Origin of the sequence: Roseicitreum antarcticum, assembly GCF_014681765.1 — a bacterium.
Classification (GTDB): domain Bacteria; phylum Pseudomonadota; class Alphaproteobacteria; order Rhodobacterales; family Rhodobacteraceae; genus Roseicitreum; species Roseicitreum antarcticum.
Window position 1 is genome coordinate 2,736,502 of sequence record NZ_CP061498.1, and the last position, 12,558, is coordinate 2,749,059.

The window sequence follows — 12,558 nt, forward strand, 5'->3', positions numbered from 1 at the left end:
ATGATGACGGAGGGGGCAAATGTCGGCACATTCATCACAGACCGCCGTGCGTGACCTGTTTGTCATCGGGGGCGGGATCAACGGCTGCGGCATCGCGCGGGATGCGGCGGGGCGCGGCCTGTCGGTGACGCTGGCCGAAATGAATGATCTGGCCAGCGCGACATCTTCGGCTTCGACCAAGTTGTTCCATGGCGGATTGCGGTATCTGGAGTATTTCGAGTTCCGGCTGGTGCGCGAGGCGCTGATCGAACGTGAAACCCTGCTGCGCGCCATGCCGCACATCAGCTGGCCCATGCGCTTCGTGCTGCCCTACCACAAGGACATGCGGTTCGAGGGGGATACACCCACCTCGAAACTGCTCAGCACTTTCATGCCCTGGATGAAGGGGCGTCGCCCGGCCTGGCTGATCCGGCTGGGGCTGTTTCTTTATGACACGTTGGGCGGGCGGAAGATCCTGCCGGGCACCAAGACGCTGAGCCTGCCGGGCACGGTTGAGGGCGCGCCGCTGGAGGACAAGTTCACCCGCGCCTATGAATATTCAGATTGCTGGATCGAGGATTCGCGGCTGGTCGTGCTGAATGCCCGCGATGCAGAAGCGCGCGGCGCCCAGATCCTGACCCGCACCAAGGTCGTGTCGGCGCGCCAGACGGACGGCGTGTGGGAGGTTGCGGTCGCGGGTCCCGACGGGCAGACGACCCACCACCGAGCGCGGATGCTGGTCAATGCGGGCGGGCCTTGGGTTGGCGATCTGATCCATGGCAAACTGGGGCTGAATTCGACCGAAGGCGTGCGGCTGGTACGCGGGTCGCACATCGTGACCAAGCGGCTGTTTGACCACGAAAAATGCTATTTCTTTCAAGGCACCGATGGCCGGATTATCTTTGCCATTCCTTATGAGACGGATTTCACCTTGATCGGCACCACTGACGCCGAGCACCCCGACCCGTCACAAAAACCGTTTTGCACCGATGAAGAGCGCGAGTACCTGTGCCGCTTCGCTTCGGCCTATTTCAAGCGGCCGGTGACGTCGGCAGATGTGGTCTGGTCCTATTCCGGTGTGCGGCCGCTTTATGACGATGGTGCCAGCAGCGCCACGGCGGCCACGCGGGATTACACGATCAAGATCGATAATTCGGCCGGTGCGCCGGTGCTGAATATCTTTGGCGGCAAGATCACGACCTACCGGCGCCTGGCCGAGGCCGCGCTGGCCAAGATCGGCACCGTCCTGCCGCTGAAGAAGGAGGCTTGGACCGCAGGTGTGCCGCTGCCAGGCGGGGATTTTGCGGTCGATGGCGTGGCCGATCTGACCGCATCGCTCATGGCGCGCTACCCGTTCCTGACCGATGCCTGGGCGCAGCGCATGATCCGCGCCTATGGGACCGAGGCGGCGGTGTTGCTGGGCGATGCGCGTCAGCGTGATGATCTGGGTAAGAATTTCGGCGCGACGTTGACGGGGGCAGAAGTCATCTGGCTGATGACCCGCGAATACGCACAGCGCGCCGAAGATGTCGTGTGGCGGCGCAGCAAGCTGGGCCTGCGCATGACGCTCGAAGAAATCGCGGCGCTGGATGAATGGATGCAATCCGCGCCACAGGCAAAGGCTGCCGACGGCGCCGGGTAATTTGGCGCCGGGTAATTTATTGCCGAATGTCTGTCTGACGTCCGGGGGGGAACGAATGACACTGATTCTGGAAGGGGTCTCGAAGGTCGTGAGCGGCCAGACCCATATTCACAAGACCGATCTGACCTTGCAGAAGGGCACGATGAACGTGCTGCTGGGGCCGACGCTGTCGGGCAAGACCTCGATCATGCGGCTGATGGCTGGGCTGGATGTGCCCAACACCGGCAAGGTATGGTGGAACGGCAAGGATGTCACCGGCATGCGGGTGCAGGACCGGCGTGTCGCCATGGTCTACCAGCAATTCATCAACTACCCGTCGATGACTGTCTATGACAACATTGCCAGCCCGATGAAGCTGTTGGGCAAATCCACAGCCGAGATTGATGCGGCGGTGCGCAAGACTGCCGATCTGATGCAGCTGTCCCCGATGCTGGATCGCAAGCCTTTGGAGCTGTCGGGTGGGCAGCAGCAGCGTTGTGCGCTGGCCCGGGCTCTGGTGAAGGATGCGGGGCTGGTCTTGCTGGATGAGCCGCTGGCCAACCTCGACTACAAGCTGCGCGAGGAATTGCGCGCCGAGATCCCGAAGATCTTTGCCGAGGCGGGCTCGATCTTCGTCTATGCCACCACCGAACCCGAGGAAGCGCTGCTGCTGGGCGGCAATACCGCGACGTTGTGGGAAGGGCGCATCACGCAATTTGGCCTCACGCCTGATGTCTATCGCCGCCCCGTTGATGCGACGACCGCACGGGTGTTCAGCGACCCGCCGATGAACTTTCTGCGCGTCACCAAATCTGGTGCGGCGCTGCGCTTTGGCGAGGGGCAGTCCCTCGCAATCGCGGGCGATATGGCCGCGCTGCCCGATGGCGATTACACCGCCGGGTTCCGGCCAAACCATCTGGCGCTGGAAGCGCAGGGCGCGGACGCCATTGGGTTCAGCGCCAAATTGCGGGTGACGGAAATCACCGGTTCCGAGACGTTCATCCACCTCGACCATCACGGCGACCGCTGGGTGGGGCTGATCCATGGCATTCGTGATTTGTCGATCGGCAAGCCGCTGACCGCGTATCTGGACCCGAAACATCTGTATCTGTTCAGCGCCACCGGCGCGCTGGCCGCAGCTGCTACTTACGCGGCAGCGGCCTGAGGGGGGCGACATGGCAAAAATCACACTCGATAATCTGGCGCATTCCTATCTGCCCAATCCGAAATCCGAAGGCGATTACGCGCTAAAGGAGCTTAACCACGATTGGGCCGATGGCGAGGCTTATGCCTTGCTGGGGTCGTCTGGCTGCGGCAAGTCCACACTGCTCAACATCATCTCGGGGCTGTTGTTCCCGTCGCAGGGGCGCATTCTGTTCAATGGGCAGGACGTGACGCATGCGCCCACGGCGGAACGCAACATCGCGCAGGTGTTCCAGTTTCCGGTGGTCTACGACACGATGACGGTGCGGCAAAACCTGGCCTTTCCGCTGCGCAACCGGGGCAATGATGCGGCCTATGTCGCGGCGCGCGTGCAGAAGATCGCCGAAATGATCGGGATGGAGGCGGTGCTGGACCGTGCGGCGCGCGGGCTGACGGCGGATGCCAAACAGAAGATCAGTCTGGGCCGGGGCATGGTGCGTGAGGACGTCAACGCGCTGTTGTTCGATGAGCCGCTGACCGTGATCGACCCGCACATGAAGTGGGAATTGCGCACGCAGTTGAAATCGCTGCACCACGAATTCGGCCATACCATGATTTATGTGACGCACGATCAGACCGAGGCGCTGACCTTCGCTGACAAGGTGGTGGTCATGTATGATGGCCGCGTGGTGCAGATCGGCACGCCCCAGGACCTTTTCGAGCGGCCCGAGCATACGTTTGTCGGCTACTTCATCGGCTCGCCAGGGATGAACCTGCTGCCCGCGCAGGTGGAAGGTACCACCGCGCAGATCAGCGGTCATCAGATCGACCTGCCGCAGGGATATGCCGCGCTGTCAGGCAAGGTGGAACTGGGCGTGCGCCCCGAATTCGTGCGCCTGTCCACCACCGAGGGCCTGCCCGTGCGGATTGTGCGGGTCGAGGATGTGGGGCGGCACAAGATCATCCGCGCGGAGCATGACGGCCACGCCATCAACATCATCGCGCCGGAAGGCGAGGGTGTGTCGCCCGACGCAACGCGCGTCACCTTCGACGCCCGGGGCATCAACATCTACGCTGATGATTGGCGCGTCGCGCCCATGGGCGATCTGTCGGAAAGGGCTGCGTGATGAACAAGACCGTCAACCAAAAAGCGTGGTTTCTGATCCTGCCGGTGCTGGCGCTGGTGGCGTTTTCCGCCGTCATTCCGCTGATGACTGTGGTGAATTACTCGGTCCAGGACACGTTTGGCAATAACGTGTTCTTCTGGGAAGGGCTGGGCTGGTTCGAGCAGATGCTGAACTCGCCGCGCATGTGGGACGCTCTGGGGCGTCAGGTCATGTTCTCGCTCATCATTCTGGCGATCGAGGTGCCCTTGGGCATCTTCATCGCGCTGAACATGCCCAAAAGCGGGTTCTGGGCGTCGTTTTGTCTGGTGCTGATGTCGCTGCCGCTGCTGATCCCGTGGAACGTGGTCGGCACCATCTGGCAGATCTTTGGCCGCGTCGATATCGGCCTTCTGGGCTATACGATGGACATGATCGGGGTGGATTACAATTACACCCAGAACGCCACTGCCGCCTGGATCACGTTGATCGTCATGGATGTCTGGCACTGGACATCGCTGGTGGCGCTGCTGGCCTATGCGGGGCTGCAATCCATCCCGCAGGCCTATTATCAGGCGGCACGGATTGACCAGGCCAGCCGCTGGGCGGTGTTCCGTTTCATCGAGCTGCCGAAGATGCAGGGTGTCTTGATGATCGCGATCCTGTTGCGCTTCATGGACAGCTTCATGATCTACACCGAGCCTTTCGTGCTGACCGGCGGCGGGCCGGGCAATGCCACCACCTTCTTGTCGATCGACCTGGTGAAAATGGCTCTGGGGCAGTTCGACCTTGGCCCGGCGGCGGCATTCTCGATCATGTATTATCTGGTGATCCTGCTGGTTTCCTGGGTGTTTTTCACCGTGATGACGAACCTTGATAAACGGGATGGTGTGTGATGGCCCAGTCAATGACGAATACAACCGCAGCCGCAATGCCCAAGACGCGTGCGCGCACCAAGCCGCTGATCAAGGGCTCGGTTATCGTGATGGGCCTTTATCTGTTGTTCCTGCTGTTGCCGATCTACTGGTTGGTGAACATGAGCCTGAAGACGAATTCGGAAATCCTGTCCACCTTCTCGCTCTGGCCGCAGGACCTGACCTTCGCGAATTATGCGCAGATCCTGACCGATCCGTCGTGGTACATGGGCTATGTGAACTCGCTGATCTATGTGGTGATGAACACCATTATCAGCCTCGCGGTGGCGCTGCCGGCCGCCTATGCCTTCAGCCGCTACAACTTCATGGGCGACAAGCATCTGTTCTTCTGGTTGCTGACCAACCGGATGGCGCCGCCCGCAGTTTTCGCGCTGCCGTTCTTTCAGCTTTATTCATCGGTCGGGCTGTTTGACACGCATATCGCGGTGGCGCTGGCGCATTGCCTGTTCAACGTACCGCTGGCGGTCTGGATCCTGGAAGGTTTCATGCGCGGTGTCCCCAAGGAGATCGACGAGACCGCCTATATCGACGGCTACAGCTTTCCGCGCTTCTTCGTGAAGATCTTCATGCCGCTGATCGCCAGTGGGATCGGGGTCGCGGCGTTCTTTTGCTTCATGTTTTCATGGGTGGAACTGCTGCTGTCGCGCACACTGACCTCGGTCGACGCGAAATCCATCGGCCTGACGATGACCCGAACCGTGTCGGCGTCAGGGCTGGACTGGGGCGTGCTGGCGGCGGCGGGTGTGCTGACCATCGTGCCGGGCGCGCTGGTGATTTATTTCGTGCGCAACTACATCGCCAAGGGCTTTGCCCTGGGCCGCGTGTAACAACAGGGAAGGGACCGGATAATGTTGCAATGGATGGCATGGACGACACCCACCGCGATCTTCTTTGTGGTGATTGCGGTGATCCTGATCACCTTTAGCTTACTTGCGATCAAGTTTCCTGAAACGCCGCGTGTCGGTATCCTCAGGATAGAAACGACCCGTGGTGACCGAGTGTTCATCACGCTGCTGGGTTCGGCCTTCATCAATCTGATCTGGCTGGGCCTTGAGGTCGCGCCGCAGCCCTATGCGCTGTTGGCCTGCCTTGTCTATGCTGCGGCGGTCTTTCGCTGGGTATAGCCGGGGTGAAAAGCGGACGACCCGCCTGCATTTGGGAAACCTGCGGGCCGTCCATGACGCCACCAAAGTGAAACCGTCTGGGAGGACATAATGACTTTGAACTTGAGATCAACAACTGCGATGGGACTTGCCCTGACCTTGCTGTCAGGCCCGGCCTTTGCCGATATGGACGCGGCGCGCGCGTTTCTGGACGAGCATATCGAACGATCTGCCCTGACGCGGGCCGACCAGGAAGCCGAGATGCAGTGGTTCATCGACGCGGCAGAACCCCTGCGCGGCATGACCATCAACATCGTTTCCGAGACGATCACCACCCATGAATGGGAATCCAACGTGCTGGCGCCTGCCTTCACCGCGATGACCGGGATCACGGTGAACCACGAGCTGATCGGCGAAGGCGACGTGGTTGAGCGTCTGCAAACTCAGATGCAGACCGGCGAGCCGGTCTATGACATGTACATCAACGATGCCGACCTTATCGGTACGCACTGGCGCTATCAGCAGGCGCGCAACATGACCGACTGGATGGCGGGCGAAGGTGCGGACTTCACCAACCCGGGCCTGGATCTGGACGACTTCATCGGGCTGGCCTCGGCCACCGGGCCGGATGGCAAGCTGTACCAGTTGCCGGTGCAGCAGTTCGCCAACCTCTACTGGTTCCGCTATGACTGGTTCACCGACCCCGAAATCATGGCCGATTTTGAAGAAGAATACGGCTATCCGCTGGGCGTTCCGGTGAACTGGTCCGCCTATGAGGACATCGCCAAGTTCTTCACCGGCCGTGAGATTGACGGGCGCACCGTCTATGGCAACATGGATTATGGGCGCAAGGATCCCAGCCTTGGCTGGCGCTTCACCGATGCCTGGCTGTCAATGGCCGGTGCGGGCGATGCGGGCCTGCCGAACGGCTACCCCGTGGATGAATGGGGCATTCGTGTGAATGAGAACTATCAGCCCGTCGGCTCGTGCATGTCGCGGGGCGGGGCCACGAACTCGCCTGCCGCAGTCTATGCGATCGAACGCTATACCGATTGGCTGACCAATTACACGCCCCCCGCAGCCGCAGGCATGACATTCGGCGAGGCGGGCCCGGTCCCTGCGCAAGGCGCCATCGCCCAGCAGATGTTCTGGTACACGACGTTCACCGCCGATATGGTCGGTGAAGGTGCCGAAGCGGTGCTTTATGATGACGGCACGCCGCGCTGGCGCATGGCCCCCAGCCCGGCGGGTGCGTATTGGGAAGAAGGCATGAAGGTCGGATATCAAGATGTGGGTGCCGTCACGCTGATGGAATCCGTGCCTGTCGACCGCTCGCAGGCGGCATGGCTTTATGGGCAGTTCCTGACGGCGAAAACCGTCGATGTGGAAAAGGCCCATTACGGTCTGACCTTCATCCGTGAAAGCACCATCAACCACGACAGCTTCACCGAGCGTTCGCCGCGTCTGGGCGGTTTGGTCGAATTCTATCGCTCGCCCGAGCGTGAGAAATGGACCGACACCGGCCTGAACGTGCCGGACTATCCGCGTCTGGCGCAACTGTGGTGGCAGAACATCGGGGATGCATCCTCGGGGGCGAAAACCGCGCAGGACGCGTTGGACACCCTGTGCGAACAGCAAGAGGCCATCATGGACCGTCTGCAACGCTCTGGCGTGCAGGGCGATCTGGGGCCGCTTCTGAACGAGGAAATGGGCGCCGAACATTGGCTGGCCCAGCCCGGCGCACCCAAGCCCCGGCTGGAAAATGAAAAGCCCGAGCCGGTGACGATCGCCTATGAAGAGCTGATCAAGTCCTGGCAGTAAGCGCGCTTTGGGCCGGGGCTGTCATGGCCCCGGCCCATCCCCCAGTGTTGCCCCCGCCGCGTCGGGGGGCTAACCTTTGACCATAATCTGAACCAACCGGGGGCGATTGCATGACCCATATTCTGGCCATAGATCAGGGCACGACCTCCAGCCGGGCGATCATCTTTGACGGCGCGATGCGCGTGGTTGCCAGCGCGCAGGAGGAATTCCCACAGTATTACCCCGCCAGCGGTTGGGTAGAGCATGACCCCGCCGATCTGTGGTCCACAACCGCAGGCACCGCGATCCAGGCTTTGGAGCGTGCCGGGTTGCGTGCAGCCGATATCGCCGCCATCGGGATCACCAATCAACGCGAAACCACCGTGGTCTGGGACAAGACCACCGGCCAGCCCATCCACAACGCTATCGTCTGGCAGGACCGCCGCACGGCCGATTATTGCAAGACCCTGCGCGATGCAGGCGATGATGCGATGATTACCGCGAAGACCGGGCTGCTGGCAGACCCGTATTTCTCGGGCACCAAGCTGAAGTGGATCCTCGATAATGTCGAGGGCGCGCGCGCCCGTGCGCAGCGGGGTGAGCTGCTGTTTGGCACCGTCGATACCTATCTGATCTGGAAGCTGACCGATGGTGCGGCCCATGTCACCGACGCCACCAATGCCGCACGCACCCTGCTCTACGACATTCACAAGGGGCGGTGGAGCACGACCATCTGCGACCTCTTTGATATTCCAATGGCCATGCTGCCCGAGGTGAAGGATTGCGCCGCCGATTTCGGCATGACCCGCGCCGATCTGTTTGGCCGTCCCATCCCCATTCTGGGTGTGGCGGGCGATCAACAGGCGGCGACTGTCGGACAGGCGTGTTTTCAGCCTGGCATGGTGAAATCCACCTATGGAACGGGGTGCTTCGCCCTCTTGAACACCGGCGATGTGCCGGTGACCTCGAAGAACCGTTTGCTTACCACCATCGCCTATCAGTTCGATGGCAAGCCGACCTATGCCTTGGAAGGCTCGATTTTCGTGGCTGGTGCCGTGGTGCAATGGCTGCGCGACGGGCTGAAGATTATCCGTGATGCGAAGGAAACCCAGCCCCTTGCCGAAACCGCCGACGCGGGGCAGGAGCTTATTCTGGTGCCCGCCTTCGTTGGCCTTGGCGCGCCCTATTGGAACGCCGAATGTCGGGGCGCGATCTATGGGCTGACCCGCAATTCAGGCCCGGCGGAATTTGCCCGGGCGGCGTTGGAAAGCGTCGGCTTCCAGACCCGCGATCTTTTGGAGGCGATGCATGCCGACTGGGCCGGGACCGACACCGACCCCACCTTGCGCGTGGATGGCGGGATGAGCGCGTCTGACTGGGCCATGCAGTTCCTGTCCGACATCATCGGCGCCCCGGTGGACCGTCCGACCGTGCGGGAAACCACCGCACTGGGGGCCGCCTGGCTGGCCGGGATGCGCGCGGGCCTCTACCCTGATCGCGACGGTTTTGCGCAAAGCTGGGCGTTGGAGCGGACATTCACGCCGCAGATGGACGCCGCCACCCGCGATGTGCGGTATGCGGCATGGCAGCGCGCGGTGAAGGCCACAATCAGTGTCTGAACGGGTAGTGCAGGCCCCCACCACGCCCTTCACGCTGCTGACGCCGGGCCGCATCGTCTTTGGGCGCGGTGCCGCGGATGGGGCGGCGGCGGCGATTGCCGCGATGGGCCTGCGCCCGCTGGTCGTGCGGGGGCAGTCGGTGGCTTGGGTGGATACGCTGATCGCTGATCTGACCCGTGCCAGCATCCCGCCCCTGGTCATCACCGCGCGGGGTGAGCCTGATTTGCCGGGCCTGATCCAGCATCTGGCGGCTGCCCGCGCGCAAGGCGTGGATGTGGTGGTCGCGGTTGGCGGTGGGTCGGTCATTGACCTGGGCAAAGCGCTGGCCGCGCTGTTGCCCGCGCCGCAGCCTCCGTTGACCTATCTGGAGGTTGTGGGGAAGGGTGAACCGCTGACGGCATCACCGCTGCCCTTCATCGCCATCCCCACCACCGCAGGCACCGGGGCCGAAGCGACAAAGAATGCCGTCATCGCCGTTCCCGAACATGGCCGCAAGGTCAGCCTGCGCGATGACCGGATGCTGCCAGACCTGGCGCTGATCGACGCTGGCCTGACCGACGGCGCGCCGCGCGAGGTCACGCTGGCCTCGGGTCTCGACGCGATCACGCAGGTGATCGAGCCCTATCTGTCGGCCCGCGCCAACACCCTGACCGACGCGCTCTGCGTTGATGCGATCCCGCGCGGGCTCGCAGCTTTGGTCCGGCTGATGGCGTGTGAAGACCCCGGGGCGCGCGATGCACTGGCATATGTCTCGCATGTCAGCGGCATCGCGCTGGCAAATGCCGGGCTGGGCGCGGTGCATGGGTTTGCGGGGGTGATCGGCGGGCGCACCGGGGCGGCGCATGGTGCGGTCTGCGGGCGTTTGCTGGTGCCGGTGTTGCAGGCCAACCGTGCCGCGCTGCTGGCGGCGGGGCGCGATGTGCGGCGCTTCGATGATGTTGCGGGCTGGATCGGTCAGGCACTGGGCGTGCCCACGTCGGCCGCCGTGGCCTGCCTTGGCGCGCAAGTCAGCGCATGGGGCCTGCCGGGGCTGGGCGCGTTGGGCGTCGATGCGCAAGAGGCAGGCCAGATCGCGCAGGAGGCGCGGGTGTCGTCGTCGATGAAAGGCAACCCGGTCGCCCTGCCGCATCTGGCGTTGATGGATATTCTGGCCGCTGCGGCCTGACACAACGACAGGCCGCGCCTTTCAAAGCGGCAAGCCGGTTTTCATGCCCGCGCGCAAGTTGCGCTAGTCGCAGATACCTTGCAGGCTGACCCATGCGCCATCGGTCATCACCGGGCGGCTGGCGGGGGTTTGGGCGAAGGGATCGCGTTCGGTCAGCACGCGGGCCAGTTCCGGCCCGCCGCCAAGCGCGCTTGCATAATCCTGCGATGAGATTTCCGCCTGCTCGAACCGCAACAACAGCGCGTCGGCGTCGATGGCGGTCTTCGGACGCTGAACCAGCGCCGGGCCATAGCCCGCAGCTGCATCCGCCGGCAGATCGCCCGTGGTCAGCAGCCGGAAGGTAGCCCTCACGCCCGCATGGCGCAGCACCGGCAGCAGCGGGTCATGCTGCGCGGTGCGCAGCCCCTCGGCCAGCAAGAAGCCCGCCAGTGCCGCGGGGCTGTCAAGTTGCTGGATCAGCGCGGCATTTACCACCACGATCCGCCCCGGCAGATGCGCGGTCTGAAACGCGGCAAACCGTTCGGTCCCGGCGCCCGAGACGACGACCATGCGCTGCGCAGCAGGCAGCACCCTGGCCTGCAACTGCGTCAATGCAGCCGCGCCCTGCGGATTGCGGCATTGCGTCAGGCCCGCCCGCCCGAGATCGTCCAGCACCATCTGCCCGATCTGTGCGCGCTTTGCCGAGGGCACAACCGACGCGGTATGCTGATAAAGCTGTCCCGGCAGCAAGAACACCACCGCCAGCACCAGTAGCGCCAGGCTGCCGCCCAGCACCAGCCTGCGTGCCCGTGTCTGCCAGCTCTGCGGCGTGGTCAGCGCCGCATGGATGGTACTGATCGCCTCGATCAGGGTTTCATCCTCGAGCTCCAGCACCTCACTCGCATCGTCGCCGGGGCTGTAGAGGCCGGGCATCTCGCCGGGGTTCAGGTGAATGATGGCGGGCAGCGACCAGTGGCTCAGCACCTTGTCCGCGCGACTGTCGAGGATGATAAGCGTGGCATCGCCGAACTTCACCGTCACATCGCGGCGCTGATCTTGAATCGAACCGGACCAGAGGCCCGACCCTTCCAGCCGTTCATATTTCGTTATCGCAGTCATCCTGCGCTTCCTGCCTGTGTCTGGGCCTGTGTCCGGGCTTGCGTCTGGGCCTGCGCCGCTGGCTGCCCGTCGGGTCACTGGTGAAAGGGTACACCAGCGCACGCAGGACCACAATTCGGGCAATGCTGCAAGCTACAACCCATGCGCGACACGAAGTCGCGAGTTTGCGACCCGCGACCCGGCTTGCCGCTGTGGCGGCCCGTGGCCCGCGACACGTCGCCAGATGACGCCCGGACCTAAGCGTCAGGCGCTGTCGGCGGGGGCGTTTGGCATCAGGTCATAGGGCGCGGCCCAGCCGTCCAGCCCTGACAGGCGCGACATCCAGGCATCGATCGCGGGCCAGTCGGACCGGACAAAGCCGAAGGGTTCCGGGTAGTAGAGGTAGCCGCAGCAGGCAGTATCGGCGATCGTCGGCCCGTCGCCCACGATCCAGGACCGCCCCGTCAGATGGGTTTCGAGGATCTTGTACGACGCCGCCAGCCGCCCCTGCTGGTACGGAATGACGCCTGCGGGGCGCTTTTCTTCGGGCAGGAAGTTCATCAAGAAACGGGTGGACCCGGCCAGCCCCGACAGTTTGTGGTTGTCCCAGAAGATCCAGCGCAGGATCTCGCGTCGTTCTGCCGCCGAACGCCCGCCCAATTTCCCGGTTTTGGAGCTGATGTAATCCTGGATCACCCCCGACTGGCTGAGGGTCGTATCCCCGTCCACGAAGACCGGCACCTCGCCCATGGGGTTCAGTTCGCGGAATTCGGGCGTGCGGGTCGCGCCGTTGAAGAAATCCACATAGACGGGTTCCCATTCGCTTTTGGTCAGGGTCAGCGTCAGGGCGCATTTATAGGCATTGCCGCTTTCGCCGAAGCAATAAAGCTGTGCTGTCATGGGGGAACCTGTCGGTTGGGGGGCGTGCCGTCAGCCCGTGTCTGGCATGGGTAGGGGCGGGGCGCGCGCGCCCTGCACATTGAATGGCGGGACCATGGCGCAGCGCCGCCCCG

The 12,558-nt window shown here is 63.1% G+C and carries 11 protein-coding genes; 9 read left to right on the forward strand and 2 right to left on the reverse strand.

Annotated elements, in window-relative coordinates; translation table 11 throughout:
- Nucleotides 1-19 precede the first annotated feature (19 nt).
- The 9 genes from glpD (at nucleotide 20) to H9529_RS13105 (ending at nucleotide 10,468) form a co-directional block, all read left to right on the forward strand.
- Nucleotides 20-1,621 (forward strand): glycerol-3-phosphate dehydrogenase, encoded by a 1,602-nt coding sequence (glpD, locus tag H9529_RS13065; RefSeq protein ID WP_092884938.1) that lies wholly within the window; start codon nucleotides 20-22, stop codon nucleotides 1,619-1,621.
- A 55-nt stretch (nucleotides 1,622-1,676) separates the two neighbouring features.
- Nucleotides 1,677-2,765 carry an ABC transporter ATP-binding protein gene (locus H9529_RS13070; protein WP_092884940.1) on the forward strand — a complete coding sequence of 363 codons (1,089 nt, stop codon included), beginning with the start codon at nucleotides 1,677-1,679 and terminating at the stop codon, nucleotides 2,763-2,765.
- Between the two features lie 10 nt (nucleotides 2,766-2,775).
- Nucleotides 2,776-3,870 carry an ABC transporter ATP-binding protein gene (locus H9529_RS13075; protein ID WP_092884942.1) on the forward strand — a complete coding sequence of 365 codons (1,095 nt, stop codon included), beginning with the start codon at nucleotides 2,776-2,778 and terminating at the stop codon, nucleotides 3,868-3,870.
- Nucleotides 3,870-4,742, forward strand: a complete 873-nt coding sequence (locus H9529_RS13080; protein ID WP_092884944.1) for a carbohydrate ABC transporter permease — start codon at nucleotides 3,870-3,872, stop codon at nucleotides 4,740-4,742. The genes H9529_RS13075 and H9529_RS13080 overlap by 1 nt, the downstream gene beginning before the upstream one ends.
- 11 nt (nucleotides 4,743-4,753) lie before the next feature.
- A complete protein-coding gene (locus H9529_RS13085; RefSeq protein ID WP_397544874.1) occupies nucleotides 4,754-5,608 on the forward strand; it encodes a carbohydrate ABC transporter permease in 855 nt (284 codons plus the stop codon).
- A gap of 24 nt (nucleotides 5,609-5,632) precedes the next feature.
- Entirely contained in the window at nucleotides 5,633-5,905 is a 273-nt protein-coding gene (locus tag H9529_RS13090) for a DUF2160 domain-containing protein (protein ID WP_092885382.1), read from the forward strand.
- A 90-nt stretch (nucleotides 5,906-5,995) separates the two neighbouring features.
- A complete protein-coding gene (locus tag H9529_RS13095; RefSeq protein ID WP_092884946.1) occupies nucleotides 5,996-7,705 on the forward strand; it encodes an ABC transporter substrate-binding protein in 1,710 nt (569 codons plus the stop codon).
- 110 nt (nucleotides 7,706-7,815) lie between these two features.
- Nucleotides 7,816-9,303 carry a glycerol kinase GlpK gene (glpK, locus tag H9529_RS13100; RefSeq protein WP_092884948.1) on the forward strand — a complete coding sequence of 496 codons (1,488 nt, stop codon included), beginning with the start codon at nucleotides 7,816-7,818 and terminating at the stop codon, nucleotides 9,301-9,303.
- A complete protein-coding gene (locus H9529_RS13105; RefSeq protein ID WP_223814168.1) occupies nucleotides 9,296-10,468 on the forward strand; it encodes an iron-containing alcohol dehydrogenase in 1,173 nt (390 codons plus the stop codon). The genes glpK and H9529_RS13105 overlap by 8 nt, the downstream gene beginning before the upstream one ends.
- A 63-nt stretch (nucleotides 10,469-10,531) precedes the next feature.
- Here the strand turns inward: H9529_RS13105 and H9529_RS13110 are convergent, their stop codons facing one another.
- Nucleotides 10,532-11,566 (reverse strand): hypothetical protein, encoded by a 1,035-nt coding sequence (locus H9529_RS13110; protein WP_092884950.1) that lies wholly within the window; start codon nucleotides 11,564-11,566, stop codon nucleotides 10,532-10,534.
- A gap of 243 nt (nucleotides 11,567-11,809) precedes the next feature.
- Nucleotides 11,810-12,445 (reverse strand): glutathione S-transferase family protein, encoded by a 636-nt coding sequence (locus H9529_RS13115; protein WP_092884952.1) that lies wholly within the window; start codon nucleotides 12,443-12,445, stop codon nucleotides 11,810-11,812.
- Nucleotides 12,446-12,558 lie beyond the last annotated feature (113 nt).